Source organism: uncultured Vagococcus sp. (assembly GCF_963518325.1).
In the GTDB taxonomy this organism is placed as follows: Bacteria; Bacillota; Bacilli; order Lactobacillales; family Vagococcaceae; genus Vagococcus_D.
The window spans coordinates 193,947-210,551 of sequence record NZ_CAUQJB010000005.1 but is presented as its reverse complement, the minus strand read 5'-3'; the positions used below and the strand labels follow the sequence as shown (position 1 = coordinate 210,551).

Below are 16,605 nucleotides of genomic sequence, written 5' to 3'. Positions count from 1 at the left end.
TTCTGATAGTCACCAAGATATTTTTCTGTTTTAAGGGAGTTTTGTCTCAGCCTCTATTTGGGGATTATCTGAAGGTGTTGGGAACTGTCCCACCTTTTGGGAAAGGTTGTCAAATGAAAATATTGGACCTAAAGACCTTGAGTCTCTTGTTATTGAATGTTGTAGACGGTATATTGAAATCACGGTAACCGTTTACAAATAAATCATGAAAATGGAGGTTGGGAAATAAATGATGCAAAAACTTCAGCGCTTTGGTGGCGCCATGTTTACCCCAGTATTACTTTTTGCTTTTGCTGGTATTATTTTATCACTGTCGATCATGATGCAAAATACGTTGATTGTTGGCAATATTGCTTCAGATGGAACGCTTTGGAAAGATATCTGGTCCATTGTTGAAAGTGGTGCTTGGACGGTTTTTAATCAAATTGAGCTGCTGTTTGTGATTGGTCTGCCTTTAGGGTTGGCAAAAATGACCAGTGGACGGGCTGCGTTGGAATCATTGGTTACGTACTTGACATTTAACTATTTCGTTAATGCGATGTTGACGCTCCGAGGGTCATTTTTTAATGTTGATTTTAGCCAAGAGGTCGGTGGCGATAGTGGTCTGAAAATGATTGCTGGAATTAAAACGTTAGATACGAACTTAATTGGGGCAATCTTAATTGCGGCGATTGTTGTGTTTATCCACAATCGTTATTTTGAGAAGAAATTACCTGACTTTCTGGGGATTTTTCAAGGGTCATCAATGGTGGTCATGATATCATTTTTTGTGATGTTGCCATTGGCTTTTATTATTTGCTTAGTCTGGCCTGTGATTCAGTCAGGTATTAGTTCTCTGCAGGTATTTATGAAATCATCTGGGATTGTGGGGGTTTGGCTTTATGTTTTCCTTGAACGAATCTTGATTCCCACAGGTTTGCATCACTTTATCTATCAACCTTTTATTTACGGACCGGCTGTGGTTGAAGGTGGGATTACCGCTTATTGGTTGCAACATATGAATGAATTTGCCACAAGCAAGGTGCCAATCAAAACACTCTTCCCAGAAGGGGGATTTGGCCTTCACAACGCCTCTAAGATTTTTGCGCCAATAGGGATTGCCGCCGCTTTTTATAGTACGGCGAAACCAGAAAAACGCAAGATGACCTTAGCGTTGTTGATTCCGACGGTTTTAACGGCTATATTAGCTGGAATTACCGAACCCTTTGAGTTTACCTTCCTATTCATCGCCCCGCCGTTGTTCTTTGTCCATGCTTTGCTGGCAGGTACCCTTGGCGCAACGCTCTATGCCTTTGGGGTGGTAGGTGATATCGGCAGTGGAATTATTACGATGGCCACTCAGTATATTGTGCCAATGTCGATTAATCATGTTGGAACAGTTATTTTATTGTTTGTGATTGGTTTTGCTTTCAGTGGCATCTATTTTATTGTCTTCCGTTTCTTAATTTTAAAGATGAACTTCAAAACCCCAGGTCGTGAAGACACTGAAGAAGTTAAGATGTACACGAAAAAAGAGTATCGCAGTCGTCAAGCTGGTAATGATCAAGAGGGAACATCTCCTTATGACGAAGCAGCGGCTATGTATATCGAAGCACTGGGAGGCAGCGACAACATTCAAGATGTTAACAACTGTGCGACTCGTTTACGAGTGACGGTGGTTGATGAAGGTTTAGTTGAAGGAGATGGGGCCTTTAAACAAATTGGCGCTCATGGTGTGGTGAGAAAAGGCAATGCTTTTCAAGTGATTGTCGGTTTGGATGTTCCTCAGGTGCGAGCATCTGTGGATCGCTTATTAAATATTAAGGATTAGAAAGAGGAATGAAAATGAGATTAAAAGAACAATCTATTTTAGTAGCGGGTGGCGGTAGTACGTTTACGCCGGGAATTATTATGATGTTATTGGACAACTTGGATAAATTTCCAATTCGCCAAATTAAATTTTATGATAATGATGAGGCTCGTCAAAAACAAATCGCAGATGCCTGTGAGATTTTATTAAAAGAAAAGGCACCAGAGATCACGTTTCTAGCGACCTGTGATCCTGAAACAGCCTTTACAGATATTGATTTTGTTATGGCTCATATCCGTGTAGGGAAATATGCCATGCGTGAAAAAGATGAGAAGATTCCTCTGAAGTATGGCGTGATAGGTCAAGAAACCTGTGGTCCTGGTGGGATTGCTTACGGCATGCGCTCAATTGGCGGCGTTTTGCAACTGGTGGATTATATGGAGCAGTATTCACCTAATGCTTGGATGTTGAATTATTCAAATCCAGCGGCGATTGTGGCAGAAGCGACTCGCAAACTACGTCCAACAAGTAAAATTATCAATATTTGTGACATGCCAGTAGGGATTGAACACCGGATGGCAGAAGTTCTAGGTCTGGAACGGAAAGAGATGTCAGTTCGATATTATGGATTGAATCACTTTGGCTGGTGGACCGATATTCGCGATAAGGATGGCAATGACTTGATGCCAACCATTAAAGAACATGTGGCCAAACATGGTTACGTGACGCCTCGAGAGTTAAAAGGAAGTGAAGGGGAAGCGATTGAGCCGAGCTGGATGCATACCTATGAAAAAGCACGGGAAGTCTTTGAACTAGACCCAACGACGTTACCAAATACCTATTTAAAATATTATTTTTATTCACAGGACGAAGCAGCCAGTGCTAATCCCGACTATACTCGGGCAAATGAAGTGATGGATCACCGAGAAAAAATGGTCTTTAGTGAATGTAATCGTGTTACCAAACTAGGAACAGCCAAGGGGGTTGAGTTAGAAGCAGATGACCACGCCTCTTACATCGTTGATTTGGCTCGAGCGATTGCCTATAACACCAAGGAACGGATGTTGCTGATTGTGCCGAATAATGGAGCACTGGTTAACTTCGATCCAACAGCCATGGTTGAAATTCCTTGTATCGTGGGATCAAATGGCCCAGAGCCACTGGTTCAAGGCGCCATTCCTCGTTTCCAAAAAGGATTGATGGAACAACAAGTTGCTGTTGAAAAATTAGTAGTGGAAGCTTGGGAGGAAGGGTCGTATCAGAAATTATGGCAAGCTTTGACAGTTAGTAAAATTGTACCCAATGCCAGAGTAGCCAAACAAATTTTAGACGATTTAGTTGAGGTAAACAAGGCGTATTGGCCAGAACTGCGCTAACTATTTAGAAAATTATGTTATGATGAAAGTGCGTTAACCAAACGCACTTTCAATCTAACGAGGAGTTGTTTTCTATTGAATTTAGAAACGCTGATTAATACCCATTATTCAAAATTAAATGAAACCGATTTACAGATACTGGAATATGTTTTGAGAAACAAAGAAACCAGTGGGCATTTAACAATTGTTCAACTGGCGAAAGCCACCCTAACCTCTAAGTCCACTATTTCTCGGTTAGCTCAGAAATTAGGTTTTTCTGGCTTTACGGAATTTAAATACCGACTTCAAGATACTAATGCCAAAGAAGCTGAGCAAGTCTCTCCTTTTATGATTGATCTAGAGTTAACGAATAATCAGTTAACGGATATCCAAACAACTCACAAATTATTCAGCCAAATGTATAATGAGGAGAGTATCCAGGCCATATTTGGTGCTAAGCGCATTTTTTGTTTTGGCACAGGCTGGGGACAACGGAACGTTATTAGTGATTTTATTCGCAACATGCAGTCGATTGGGGTCTTTCCAATTGAAGTTAAATCGACCTTTGAATTTCGGAAAACGATTAAGCAGGATGTAACCAGTGATGATGTGATCATCGTGGTCTCACTTAGTGGGGACATTACGCGGATTGAATCCGAACTGACCTATGCCCTAGTAACTGGGGTTAAGACTATTTCCATCACGGAACTATCAAATAATTATCTATCGGCATTATCCACGTTTAATTTATACTTTCAAGCATCGAGAGAAGATGTACAAGGCAAAGAATTTATTAGTTTCGTTACCATGCATTTAGTGATGGATTCCTTTTTCCGAAAAATCATTCAATATCAACTGTAAGACTGTTCGTCAATCTGCCACAACTAAATCATTTAAACTGGAGGAATAGCCATGCTTCAACTGATTCGTTCATTCAATTATTTTACTTATTTAAAAGTGATGCTACTTGTGATTCCTGTTTTTTATGGGGCTTATGCGTCACTAAGTGCTTTAAAGGCCAACCTGTCACTGATGACTTATATTGGGACCCAACCTGCAGCAACGGTTATGTTGTTAGTTTCCTGTCTATCTCTTTTTTGGTATTTGCTTTATCAACGCCACTACGGAGAAGGTAATCAGGGAGGTGATTTAAGAAAAAGTTTGATGATTTATCTTTTAGCCTCTGTCTTGGTGGGAAATATAGTAGGGGCTGGCTTAGGGATTATGACCATTCGACAAGTCCCGAAGGCATCTGAAAAGGCCAAAATTAAAGATTTTTGGTTTGAATGGCTTTTATTGGGGATGTCGCTCTTTTGTAGTTTTGCTTTAGTTAGGATTACGTTAGGTTAGATATTAAGCTGTGGAAACGTATGAAAGGTTTCTATGGCTTTTTTTGATTTTCCTGTGAACCCCAAGGCAAATCCTTAACGATTATGGGAATTAGTTTCTTTTGTTAGTTTGGTTAAAACGGGGCTTTTTTTGTCTGGCTAGGTTTATCTTAATGAGTGGGATCTAAAAATTAATCGTTTTCAACTGGTAGTTGTTTGTACAGATTTAAGATAGCTGTTATGATTTAGGTATATTAAATTAGTAGGGAGGAGTGGCAGTGGAGTCGTATATTAGTCAGAACCTTAAAGTATTGCGTAAGAAAAAGGGGATAACCCAGCAGCAAATGGCAGGGGCTCTGTTTGTCACACCTCAGGCTGTTTCGAAGTGGGAGCGGGGGGAGTCGTTACCGGATATTTCTTTGGTTCCTAAATTAGCTCAACTTTTTGATGTGTCGATTTCTACTTTGTGGGAAGAGTCAATTTTAGACTATCCTAATAGTTCACTGGCTCAACTGAACGAACTGACACATTCTGTTGTTAGTGATGGGCTGTTTAAAGATGTTTTAGCAGAATTAGAGGCGGTTACTGATATTAAAACCATAGTTATTCGCTTTGATTTCTTTTTACTGTTAAATGATAGTCAAAAAGAGGCAATCGTATCTGCGGTGCTGAGGATATCTGGTTCTGATTATGTAGTCGAAGAATTTTACTATTATTTATCAAGCCGTCAAAAAGAACAGGTTGTGCTGGCTTTATTAGTGGCTGAACGTTATCTAGCTCTTGAATTATTGATTCCAATGATGACGAAATCAGTCAGAACAAAAGCCTTGGAAATAACCTTGGCCAAGGAGGCGGTTGATTTTTTGGAAGAACTACTACCCTTTCTCAACCAGAGCCAGAAACAACTAATTATCGATTATGCTAATCAAGGTGGTTTAGATGTTAGTTTATTAGAAAATTATCTCACATTTTTTACAGAAAAACAGCGCCAACAACTAGTTTTATTAGAGGAGGATTTAGATGGATGCGAATGAACAGAAGTTAAAAGTTCTAAACATGTTGCAAGAAGGAACGATCTCACAAAGTGAAGCCTTAGAGTTATTGGAATTAATTGGAGCAGAGATGACTGCTAAAAAAGGGACATCGCCGACTCCGCCACCCCCAGCTAAACCTGAGGTCCGTCGCCAGCCACCGGAGCATGAGCCGATTAAGTTAACAATACCAGAGTCCCCGATTGACTTTATGGGCGGGAGTCATCAGACCTTTTCGGCTTCTGCCGATGTATATACAGATGTGATTGAAACACTTAAGCTAGTAGGGAAAAACAGCAAGATTTCGATTCGAACCCATCAACATTCAACGATTTTAATAGAAGGACGGTATAAACCGGTTCGTAATGGCGATCCGATGATTCGTTTTGAAGAACAAGGTGGCAGCTATGCATTGAATTACAATTATCATGCCGTTAGTTATATGGGCTTTGATGTGAGCGTACCTGAAAATTTGATTAGATGGTTTTACGTGGAAAATAGTAATGCTGAAATTACTCTTGCTGGGGTTGCCACTACCGAGCTTAATGTGGCAACTAAAAATGCTGGGCTTAAGCTTCGTAGTATTCAAAGCGAGGTAGTTGTGGCCTCAACCAAAAATGGTAATATTGAATTGAATGAAGCCGAAGCAACTAAAATTGAATTAGGCACGACTAATGCTGAAATTAATGTTAGAAATGTTAAAGCGAACTATGCTGAATTATTTACAACGAACGCCTCAGTAGTATCGGATTGTAATCAAATAATGGCAACGAATTTACGAACTAAAAATGCGAATATTTGGTTAGATTTAACGACGTTAGATGCGGATGCTGATGTCCAGTATATGATTGACGGTCAGACGACTAATGGAAATATTGATGTTTTACTTCCTTATACAGAAGATTTACCCTACAAAATTAATGCCAATACTAAGCGTGGGAGAATTCGGACAACTGGCAGTGAACTACTAGTAATTGCCAGTGATAAAGGTTATTTGGATGGCAAGACGGTTCATTACAATGACTCAGCCACTAAATTGGACTTAGTTTTGCAAACGACGAATGCGGATATTAATATCAATAAGTAACAGTGAGAATCAGCAAAGGGTGGGGCAAAAGGCTCATCCTTTTTGCTGTCAACATCTGGCTTATAATGGAATGTTGGCCACTGTGGATAATTTTTGACGTGCTTTTTGTATCTGATAGACTAGACAGCTTTGGGGAACAATGATATTCTTGTGTAAAGCGTTTTCAGGTTTTAGGACGTTTGAAAGGAGAGTGTGACGATGGAACAAACATTAGTGATTATTAAACCAGATGGTGTTGAACGAAAATTAGTTGGCGAGATTATTCAACGGTTTGAGCGGAAACAGTTGACTCTTAGCCAGTTGAAAGTAGCTAAAATGTCACGTGATCTGGCAGAGGAGCACTATGCTCACATTAAAGGCCGTGATTTTTTTGAAGATATGATAAGGTATATGACCTCATCTGAAGTGGTGTACTTAATCTTGAATGGAACTGATGTAATTAAAACAGTCCGCAAGATGATTGGAATTACCAATCCCCTTGAGGCAGACCCAGGGACAATTCGTGGGGATTACGGTGCCACTAGCTATCAAAATATTATTCATGCCTCTGACTCACCAGAAGCAGCTGAAACTGAAATTAACCGTTTTTTTGGTTAGGTTATAAGAAAAGCTTTTCGCCCATACAAGCGAAAAGCTTTTTTACTGCTGCCGATACTGTCTGGGACTAAAACCCGTGTGTTGTTTAAAGACACGGCTGAAATAATGCTGATCAGGATAACCAATTTTTTCGCCAATCTCTTGGATGGAATACTGATAGTTTTGTAACAACAGCTCTTTGGCTTTAGCTATTCTCAAAGTGGCCAAATAGTCATTAAAAGACTTGCCCAGATGTAGTTTCATTTGTTTGCTTAAATAGGAAGAATCAACAAAAAGAGCAGTGGCCACCATTGGCAATGACAGGTTCTTTTTTCCGTAGTGCTGAGACAGATAATCGGCGGCACGATTACAAAGGTCATTAGGTGAATAGAGTTCTGTCTTCCTTGTTGAGCCGTCTTGCGTTAATTCATTGGTAAGTCTTCTTATCAAGGCTCTCATATCTGACTGGGCAACGGGTTTTAACAAATAATCAAAAACCCCAAGGTGAATGGCTTGACGGGCATAAGTGAACTCATCATATCCGCTAATCATCACGACTAAAGTGTCTGGACAGCGTTCTTTAATCGCGGCCACCAAATCTAGCCCGTTCATATCGGGTAAGTTAATATCAGCAAAAATGGCTCTGATCCTTGGTTGTTTTTCAATAATAGTCAATGCTTCCTGAGCATTTTCCGCTTGTAAAATATGGTTAAAATGATGATCGACTTGTGTGACCATTCTCCTAAGCCCTCGTCTAATAATGGGTTCATCGTCAATGATTAATAAACTCATAAATCTTCTCCTTTCAAATTATAGGCAAGAGGCAGCTCTATCGTGATGATAAAGTGCTCCTCCTGAACATCAGTGGTGATAGTAGATTGTTGATGATAAGTCAACCGCAATCGGTAAGCAATACTGTAGAGGCCAAAACCGACTGCTTCCCGCTGAGATAAGTCGCTTGCTAAAAAGGCTTGAAGAGCTTGTTGTTTTTCTGCTGAAGGCATCAATCCAGTATTGATGACACTTAGGCGTAGTCTCTTATGAGTGGCTTCCGCCTTGATTATGAGAGTCTGACCTTTGGCAGCAAGAGGGCGGATGCCGTGATAAAGAGCATTTTCAATTAAGGGTTGTAGCAAGAAATGGGGGACGATAGCCTGGCCCAACTCCTCCTCTAAAACAGTGGCATAAGCGATTTTTTTTTCATAACGGATTTCCTGAATGGTTAAATAACTGGACACATGCTGCAATTCTTTTTCAAGGGTAGTCATTTCCGAACCATTATTTAGACCAACTCTAAAGTAGTCACTGAGAGATTGGACAACTTTTTCAACCCCAAGACTATCCCCTTCGGCAGCTAGCCATTGAATAGTATCTAGTGTGTTATATAAAAAATGTGGTTTGACTTGTTCTTGCAATAACCGGATTTGTCCTTTGATATTTTCTTGCTGGGCAACGTACACTTGATCGAGCATGGCATTGAACTGAAGGCCCAACTGACCAATTTCATCTTTTGAGGTAATGGAGGCTCGTGCTTCCTGGTTGCCAGCTTGAACAGCTGTCATGGTTTGATTCAGGTTTTCAATCGGTTTGACGAAGGCTTGTAAGAGAAAGACTAGCAAACTTATAAAGACCACAAATAAGATGGCAGCTAACCCAATGGTGATGCTGCGAATGCGTAACCCTGTTTGTAACAACTCTGTTTGGCTGACGGTATAATTAATCTCCCATTCGGGTAAAAGTTCGATGTGACCGTTAAAGGTTAACCATGTTTCCTTTGAATCGACTAGTGGTGTTGAATGTTGAGTAGACTGTTTAGTGACCAGTTCTCCAACACCATCGTAAATGGTTAACTCTTCAGCCATTTGCTCCATTTTTTCAACATTAACCGCAGCAGCAATATAGTTGATTTCCTCACTTGTCGGTTTTGGTAACCGGTACAAAACAATCACTATATCATGGGTGCCTTCTTTCGAATGAATGGCATTGCTGACAGTATAAGGTAAGTCGCTGGCGATCAGACGCTGGTAATAGTGACGATCGCGAATGGTAAAACTAGGGGCAATCCAAGATTTAGAGACGCCTTTAGCATCTACTAAGCGGATGGATTCGTAGATGTTTTGCTGCCGTTCTTCGACGGCTTTCGTTTCCTCAAAAAGCTCTGAGGTAGTCAAGTTATGACGACTGGAAAATTCGGCTAAGGTGGCAACTTCGCTAATTCGCTCACTGAACCAATCGTTTATTTGTTTGCTTTTGCTGGTGACCAATTGCTGAGTGGCCTGATTGTTTAGAGGTAACGTGGTCAGGGTGATTTCTCGGTTAATTCCAATAAATAAACCGAGAAACAAGAGTAAAAAAAGCAAACTTGTGCTAAAAAGCAATTTTCTTTTAAGTGACATCATAGTAGGTCTTCCTTTTTGGTTGGTCTCTCTCAACTGGTCTGAAAAGTGCACGTTGAGACGGATTTGTCTAAATACAGTCAGTAAATAGTCTCCTATAATGTGAAGTGTTGACTGATTTTTTATCATGCTCACTAGTGAGCTAGAGAGAACATCAATAGTATAACATTAATCAGGCTGGCTTTCTAAGGCAATTTTGAGAAATAAACTAATTAAAGAATTTGCACTTAGTAAGTGGTCAGAATTCCTAGGTGATTGCAAGGTGAATCAGTTAAAGCATTTAATTTAAGGGGGAAACAAGATGAAAAAGCTGCATCGGTTAGGCATCCTTTTAGCGATGTTGGTCTTAGCAGGTTGCCAAAATGAGGCTATTGGAGATGGCACCTTTGAGGGCACAGGGGATGGCAAACATGGGGATATTAAGGTGGAAGTGACGGTTAAAGATAAGCAGATTGATGGGATTAAAGTGGTCAAGCACTCTGAAAATGAGGTGTTGGCTGAACCGGTCTACGATGAGTTACAGGAGACGATTGTAGAAACTAATTCTCCTGATGTGGATGTTGTGACTGGCTCAACTGCAACGAGTGATGGCTATATAGCTGCGGTTAAGGACGCCATTAAGAAATCGGGTATCACACTGGTAGCTGGCTCGAAAAAAGATAAGACGCAAACCAAAGAAGAAGGGGAACAAACTTATGATGTAGTAGTAGTCGGTTCAGGTGGTGCAGGCTTTAGTGCGGCGATTGAAGCCAAAGAAGCAGGGAAATCAGTGCTTTTAATCGAAAAAATGCCTGCTGTTGGTGGCAATACCTTAATCTCAGGGGCGGAAATGAATGTACCTAATAACTGGGTTCAAAAAAAACTGAGCATTAAAGGAGATTCGCCAGAAATTATGGCAGCTGACACCTTAAAAGGGGGCGATAACGTAGGAGACCCACATATGGTTAAAGTCATGACGGAGCACGCCCTAGAGGCGGCAGAATGGCTGAGAGATGATATTAAAGTCAAGTTTATTGAGGATCAGTTATTTCAATTTGGGGGACATTCTTATAAACGAGCCTTGATTCCTGTTGGCCACACTGGCGCAGAAGTGATTCAAAAATTCCGTAAAAAAGCGAAAGAACTAAAGATTCCAATTAAATTAAATACGAAAGCTGAGGCCTTGATTCAAGACAAGGATGGTAGTGTGACAGGTGTGGAAGCCACAAACCGTGAAGGTCAAACCATTTCTTATTTAGCTAAGGATGGCGTGGTTTTAACTACAGGGGGCTTTGGTTCTAATATTGACATGCGTAAAAAATATAATTCGAAGATGGACGAAAGTTATATGTCTACGGTGACAGAAGGATCTACAGGAGACGGAATTGTCATGGCTGAAAAAATAGGCGCAGGCCTGACTAATATGGAAAGCATTCAAACATACCCAGTTTGTAATATTGAAACGGGAGTTATCTCGTTATTGGCAGATACCCGTTTTGATGGGGCGATCTTAATCAATCAAGAGGGCCAGCGTTTTGTGGAAGAGTTGGAGCGACGTGATGTTATTTCGAATGCGATATTGGCTCAGACAGGCTCTTATACGTATCAGCTGTGGAACGATGATATTAATAAAATTTCCAAAACCATGGAAGCCCATGAAGGGGAATATGATGAGTTATTGAAACAAAAATTAATCGTCAAAGCTGATACCTTAGAAGAAGCGGCAGACTTCTTTGATATTGATATTAAGGAACTAAAAGAAACGGTGAAAAAAGTGAATCAATATGCAAAAGAAGGCAAAGACAAAGACTTTAATCACCGTGGTGGGTTGGTTTCCCTTGATAAAGGGCCTTATTACATTGAAAAGGCAGCACCTTCTGTTCACCATACTATGGGGGGCTTAGTCATCAATGATAAAACTGAAGTGTTAAAAGAAGACGGTGGGGTTATTCCTGGGCTTTATGCTGCCGGTGAGTTAACAGGTGTGATTCACGGCAGTAACCGCCTAGGAGGCAATGCCATTACAGATATTATTGTCTTTGGCCGAATAGCAGGTCAAGAAGTAGGGAAAAAATAGTTTGGCAGTTGTTAGGGTGTCACATAAGTGATGACCTAACAACTATTTTATTTGATATTATGTTACAATTAGGGAAAAATAAGTGGGTGAACCGATGTGACTGAGTATTTTATCGACAAAATAAGTACCAGTGTCACTAGTTTTACTAGTCGGCGAAATCATGTGTTTTATTTAATTGAAGGCGAATCCGTGGCCTATGTGATTGATACGGCAATGGAATCGGCAGCCATTCGTCCCATGTTGGAGACTTGGACGGACAAGCCATTGGTGCTATTGGTGACGCATATGCATTGTGACCACATGTATCATGCAGATGAGTTTGACACGGTTTATGTGCCAAAGAAAGATTTAAAGGCTTGGGGGAATTTGAAAAAAGAAGCCTGGTTCGCGACATTGATCTTTAAAGAATGGCCGAAAAACTATGACGTTTCAAGATATCTTGCCTTTGAAGAAGAGCAAGCGTTTGACCTTGATTCCACAAGGAGCTTGGAAGTGATTGAGGCTCCCGGGCATTCACCAGGGTCAAGTCTTTTTGTTTATCAGGCAGAGAAACTTATTTTTGTTGGCGATGCGTTTTATGCCAATACCTGGCTTTGGTTGCCTAGTAGTGGAAGTTTATCAAATTATTTGCAGATGATTGAAGGCTTATTGGAAAAATTAAGCCCTTATGCTGACTACACCTTTATTGGTGGTCATCGCCCTCAGCAACGATTGGCAGATCAAGAGCTAAATCCGTTGATTTCCTATGAGACATTAAAGGATATGAAGACCCTTTGTCTGGCTCGTTTGGAAGGTCGAATAAGCCCTGTTGAAAAGCCCCGCTACGGTCCCTTTCATTTAGAGATTTACCGATTAGGTCAGGCGGGCCTTTGGCTAAAGAAAAAAACTAATTAGAAAACCATCATGTCACGTTCTCACGTAACATGATGGTTTTAAGTGTGTTGATAATGCTCCTCTACTTTTTTCTCTGGCACAATCCACATGATCAGAATCAAAATATTGATAATTAATACCGCAATTGGGGCAAGGAAGTAACCCAGTATAAGGGCAAAGACATTTAAGCTAACAGAGGCGATAGGCTTCCAATTATCTTTGAGACGTTGAGCAATTAATGAATGAGGGCCATTGCCTTTAATTAAGCCTTTAGCCAGAAAGAGATAGGCCAAATTAGCGAATAGAACAATGGTGCCATAAGTCATTTCCGGTGCCTGACTGGTAGGGAACTCACTGAGCCAGGAAGTGGCAAAGGGGAATAAAGAAATAGCGAAAATAAACCAGTTATTGAGCCATAAAATCGAACCGTTAACAGTTTTAGCTAGTTGAAACATGTGATGATGATTATTCCAGTAAATCGCCAAATTAATAAAGCTGATCAAATAGATGATGAGTTTGTGACTTTGGCTAAGTAGGGCATCCCAGCCATCTGTCACAGGAATATGTAATTCAAGAACCATTAAGGTCATAACAATGGCAATTACCGCATCGGTAAAGGCTTCGACTCTTGTTTTAGGCATATCAAACCTTCTTTCTCTTAAGTAAATGAGGGCTTAAGAGATAAATCATAATCTATTTTTAAAATAAAATAAAGGATAGAGCCCCGTATTCCCAGAATTAATGATCGACGTTGGACAAATTCGTTTTTTTGTCCGTTCTCAGGAAACCCTTTTCATTGTAAGATGAATTTAGATAAAAAAAGGAAGTGACAGGATGAAAAAGATTATTAATCAACCAGAAGCAGTTGTCGATGAAATGTTGGATGGTTTAGTGTTTACTCATGGAGATATTCTAAAGCGCTTAAATGGAAGCGGTGTGATGTTAGGGAACCAGTTACAGAAAAATAAAGTAGGGCTGGTGTCAGGTGGTGGGAGTGGTCACGAACCAGCCCATGCAGGCTTTGTTGGTAAAGGAATGTTGAGTGCTGCTGTTTGTGGGCCAGTCTTTACTTCGCCGACACCAGATCAAGTTTTGGAAGCCATTCAGGCCACGGAGCAAGGGGCAGGGGTTTTCTTGATTATTAAAAATTATTCTGGTGATGTGATGAACTTCGAGATGGCTCAAGAGTTAGCCGAGATGGAAGATATTCAAGTACAAACGGTTATTGTGGATGATGATATTGCCGTTGAAGACAGTACATATACGGCTGGCAAGCGGGGGGTAGCTGGCACAGTCTTGGTTCATAAGATTTTAGGTGGGGCAGCAGATCAAGGCGCCAGCTTAAGTGAGATTAAGTCATTGGCTGATAAAGTTGTGCCTAATATTAAGACCCTAGGAGTTGCCCTAACTGGGGCTACGGCACCAGAAGTCGGGCACCCCGGATTTACTTTAGCAGAAGATGAGTTGGAATTTGGTGTTGGAATTCATGGCGAGCCAGGATATCGAAAAGAAAAAATTATGTCATCAAAAGAATTAGCTAAGGAAATTGTCGGCAAGTTAAAGGCCGCTTTTCAGTGGCAAGTTGGTGATAAATTTGGGTTATTGGTTAATGGTTTAGGCAGCACGCCTCTAATGGAGCAATACATTTTTATGAACGATGTTAAGGAACTTTTAGCAGCCGATGAGCTAGAGATTAGTTTTAAAAAAGTGGGAGATTATATGACGGCTATCGATATGGCAGGTCTATCCTTAACCATGGTTAAGTTAGATGAGCCGGAATGGCTGGAATATTTGAATTATCCAGTTCAGACAATTGCTTGGTAAGATGTCAAAAATGAGAGGATGTTTGTAGATGGATGTAATACAAGTGAAAAACTGGCTAGATTTATTTACCATAAAAATCAATGAGGAAAAAGCGTATTTAAGTGATTTAGATAGTGCGATTGGTGATGGCGATCACGGCATGAACATGGCTCGTGGTACCACCGAAATGATGGTGGCTTTAAGGGAGAAAGACCCTCAAACCGTAGTGGATGTCTTTAAGTTGGCAGGCATGACATTGGTCAGTAAAGTAGGGGGAGCGTCAGGTCCCTTATATGGCTCAGCGTTTATTGGCATGGCCAAAGCGGCCATGAGTTCAGACGAGTTAGTGACGATCTTAAAGGCTGGCCTAGAAGGCATTCAAAAACGTGGGAAAGCCGAAGTAGGCGAAAAAACCATGGTTGATATGTGGGCGGGAGCAATTGAAGCTCTTGAAAACCAGCAGTTGGCAGAGCGGATTGTGGAAATCAGCGAAGGCAGCAAGGATAAAATTGCGACCAAGGGACGTGCTTCTTATTTAGGCGAACGTTCAATCGGTCATCTAGATCCAGGGACAATCTCAAGTCGTTACTTATTTGAAACCATGTTGGAAGCGGGGGTGACCTCATGAGTGAGTTTGGTGTTGTAGTAGTGTCTCATGTTCCGGAAATTGCGGCAGGCGTCGTTAAGCTGATGAAAGAAGTGGCGAAAGATGTGGCCATCACCTTTGCTGGAGGGACGGATGACAATGAAATCGGCACTAGTTTTGACAAAATTCAGCTGGCTTTTGATGAGAATAAAGCAGATAAAATAATGGCTTTTTACGATTTGGGCAGCGCCAAAATGAACTTGGAGATGGTCATGGAATTAACGGATAAAGAGGTTCATCTCTACGATGTGGCATTAATTGAGGGGAGTTATACGGCAGCAGCGTTAATTCAAGCAGGAGCGGATTTTTCTGCAATTGAAGAACAATTAGCACCTTTAAAGATTAAATAGGATACATTTCGGAAGCAATAATTAGACTAAAATCGGAGGTAAGAAGAAATGAGAAAAGCGTTTATTAGTCCAACTAAGTATGTTCAAGGTGAAGATGAATTATTAAATTTGGGTTACTTTATTAAGACCTTTGGTGAGTCTGCCCTGTTAATTGCCCATCAAGACGATATCAATCGAGTTCAAGCTGAATTGAAAGAAACAGCTGAGACCTTTGGCGTGAAGATTATTTCAAGTAGTTTTAACGGAGAGTGTTCACGTCAGGAAGTGGCTCGTTTACAAGCCTTGGCGCAGGAAAATGCCACGGATTGTGTGATTGGCCTTGGTGGCGGAAAAGCGATTGACACCTCTAAATGTGTGGCAGAAGGGGAAGGGTTAATCATTGTGCCCACCATTGCGGCCACAGATGCTCCCACTAGCCATTCTGCTGTTTTATATACACCAGAAGGAGAGTTTGACGACTATGCCTACTTTAAGCAAAGCCCTAGTGTGGTGTTAGTTGATACTAAAATTATCGCTAAGGCACCGACACGTTTCTTAGTTGCTGGCATGGGAGATGCGTTATCCACATTATTTGAGGCTCGGGCAACGGCTAATTCTTATTCAAATGTTAACGCAGGACTGCCCTGTGGCTACCTTACGAAGGAAACAAAACCAGCCAAACACACGATTGCGGCCTATACGATGGCCAAAGTTTGTTATGATACTCTGTTAGAGGATGGTTACCATGCTAAAATTGCCTGTGACAATAATTTGGTAACACCGGCCTTAGAGAATATTATCGAAGCTAATATTCTCCTATCGGGTTTAGGCTTTGAAAGTAGCGGTTTAGCAGCAATCCATGCGATTCACGATGGATTAACGGTCTTGCCAGGGACACACCACTTCTTCCACGGTGAAAAAGTTGCCTTCAGTACGATTTGTCAATTAGTTTTGGAGAACGCTGATACAGAAGAACTTTATGAAGTCTTGGACTTTTCTTTATCAATCGGATTACCGGTTTGTCTGGCAGACATTGGGGTTGAAAGTATTAGTTTTGAAGAAGCTTTGAAAGTGGCTGAAAAGGCCTGTATTCCTGAAGAGTCAATTCATTCCATGCCTTTCCCAATTGAAGTAGAGGCAGTGGCTTCAGCTATTATCGCGGCAGATAAAATCGGTAGTGAGTATCGCAAGCAGCTCCTTAATTAAGAGAATAACAATCAGAGGCCCCGAAACTAATTCCGGGCCTCTTGTTGTCTGTTGATCATCTTATTGGACTGTTAATATGGTAAACTGATAAGTAGAACTTATTTCTGAGCTATCGACATTTTCTAAGGCA

General features: G+C 40.9%; 16 protein-coding genes. 13 read left to right on the top strand and 3 right to left on the bottom strand.

Features of this window, described 5'->3' with window-relative positions; translation table 11 throughout:
* Window positions 1-229: 229 nt before the first annotated feature.
* From RWN13_RS07210 to ndk, 7 genes are all read left to right on the top strand, one after another.
* The gene (locus RWN13_RS07210) at window positions 230-1,810 is read left to right on the top strand and encodes an alpha-glucoside-specific PTS transporter subunit IIBC (protein WP_314061801.1); all 1,581 of its coding nucleotides are present in this window, start codon (window positions 230-232) and stop codon (window positions 1,808-1,810) included.
* 14 nt (window positions 1,811-1,824) lie between these two features.
* Window positions 1,825-3,165 (top strand): 6-phospho-alpha-glucosidase, encoded by a 1,341-nt coding sequence (locus RWN13_RS07205; protein ID WP_314061800.1) that lies wholly within the window; start codon window positions 1,825-1,827, stop codon window positions 3,163-3,165.
* Window positions 3,166-3,240: 75 nt separating this feature from the next.
* Complete coding sequence (locus tag RWN13_RS07200; protein ID WP_314061799.1) at window positions 3,241-4,005, top strand: MurR/RpiR family transcriptional regulator; 765 nt, start codon at window positions 3,241-3,243, stop codon at window positions 4,003-4,005.
* Between the two features lie 51 nt (window positions 4,006-4,056).
* Window positions 4,057-4,494, top strand: a complete 438-nt coding sequence (locus tag RWN13_RS07195) for a hypothetical protein (RefSeq protein ID WP_314061798.1) — start codon at window positions 4,057-4,059, stop codon at window positions 4,492-4,494.
* Window positions 4,495-4,750: 256 nt separating this feature from the next.
* Window positions 4,751-5,506 carry a helix-turn-helix transcriptional regulator gene (locus tag RWN13_RS07190; RefSeq protein ID WP_314061797.1) on the top strand — a complete coding sequence of 252 codons (756 nt, stop codon included), beginning with the start codon at window positions 4,751-4,753 and terminating at the stop codon, window positions 5,504-5,506.
* Window positions 5,493-6,590: a DUF4097 family beta strand repeat-containing protein gene (locus RWN13_RS07185; RefSeq protein WP_314061796.1), complete on the top strand. Its 1,098-nt coding sequence runs from the start codon at window positions 5,493-5,495 to the stop codon at window positions 6,588-6,590. Before RWN13_RS07190 ends, RWN13_RS07185 begins: the two co-directional genes overlap by 14 nt.
* Window positions 6,591-6,788: 198 nt before the next feature.
* A complete protein-coding gene (gene ndk, locus RWN13_RS07180) occupies window positions 6,789-7,187 on the top strand; it encodes a nucleoside-diphosphate kinase (RefSeq protein ID WP_314061795.1) in 399 nt (132 codons plus the stop codon).
* Window positions 7,188-7,229: 42 nt separating this feature from the next.
* On the opposite strand, the gene RWN13_RS07175 is transcribed toward ndk, so the two are convergent.
* A complete protein-coding gene (locus RWN13_RS07175; protein ID WP_314061794.1) occupies window positions 7,230-7,958 on the bottom strand; it encodes a response regulator in 729 nt (242 codons plus the stop codon).
* Window positions 7,955-9,565, bottom strand: a complete 1,611-nt coding sequence (locus tag RWN13_RS07170; protein WP_314061793.1) for a histidine kinase — start codon at window positions 9,563-9,565, stop codon at window positions 7,955-7,957. The genes RWN13_RS07175 and RWN13_RS07170 overlap by 4 nt, the downstream gene beginning before the upstream one ends.
* A 298-nt stretch (window positions 9,566-9,863) precedes the next feature.
* On the opposite strand from RWN13_RS07170, the gene RWN13_RS07165 reads away from it, so the two are divergent.
* The gene (locus RWN13_RS07165) at window positions 9,864-11,618 is read left to right on the top strand and encodes a flavocytochrome c (RefSeq protein WP_314061792.1); all 1,755 of its coding nucleotides are present in this window, start codon (window positions 9,864-9,866) and stop codon (window positions 11,616-11,618) included.
* Window positions 11,619-11,714: 96 nt separating this feature from the next.
* Complete coding sequence (locus RWN13_RS07160) at window positions 11,715-12,512, top strand: MBL fold metallo-hydrolase (protein ID WP_314061791.1); 798 nt, start codon at window positions 11,715-11,717, stop codon at window positions 12,510-12,512.
* A gap of 38 nt (window positions 12,513-12,550) precedes the next feature.
* Here RWN13_RS07160 and RWN13_RS07155 read toward each other — a convergent pair whose 3' ends face one another.
* Window positions 12,551-13,132 carry a TMEM175 family protein gene (locus tag RWN13_RS07155; RefSeq protein ID WP_314061790.1) on the bottom strand — a complete coding sequence of 194 codons (582 nt, stop codon included), beginning with the start codon at window positions 13,130-13,132 and terminating at the stop codon, window positions 12,551-12,553.
* Between the two features lie 193 nt (window positions 13,133-13,325).
* On the opposite strand from RWN13_RS07155, the gene dhaK reads away from it, so the two are divergent.
* Genes dhaK through RWN13_RS07135 form a run of 4 tightly spaced genes read left to right on the top strand, consistent with a single transcriptional unit; the run spans window position 13,326 to window position 16,475 of the window.
* Window positions 13,326-14,315: a dihydroxyacetone kinase subunit DhaK gene (dhaK, locus tag RWN13_RS07150; protein WP_314061789.1), complete on the top strand. Its 990-nt coding sequence runs from the start codon at window positions 13,326-13,328 to the stop codon at window positions 14,313-14,315.
* 28 nt (window positions 14,316-14,343) lie between these two features.
* Window positions 14,344-14,922 carry a dihydroxyacetone kinase subunit DhaL gene (gene dhaL, locus RWN13_RS07145; protein ID WP_314061788.1) on the top strand — a complete coding sequence of 193 codons (579 nt, stop codon included), beginning with the start codon at window positions 14,344-14,346 and terminating at the stop codon, window positions 14,920-14,922.
* Window positions 14,919-15,290: a dihydroxyacetone kinase phosphoryl donor subunit DhaM gene (gene dhaM, locus RWN13_RS07140; RefSeq protein ID WP_314061787.1), complete on the top strand. Its 372-nt coding sequence runs from the start codon at window positions 14,919-14,921 to the stop codon at window positions 15,288-15,290. The genes dhaL and dhaM overlap by 4 nt, the downstream gene beginning before the upstream one ends.
* Window positions 15,291-15,338: 48 nt before the next feature.
* Window positions 15,339-16,475: a glycerol dehydrogenase gene (locus tag RWN13_RS07135; RefSeq protein WP_314061786.1), complete on the top strand. Its 1,137-nt coding sequence runs from the start codon at window positions 15,339-15,341 to the stop codon at window positions 16,473-16,475.
* Window positions 16,476-16,605: the final 130 nt, after the last annotated feature.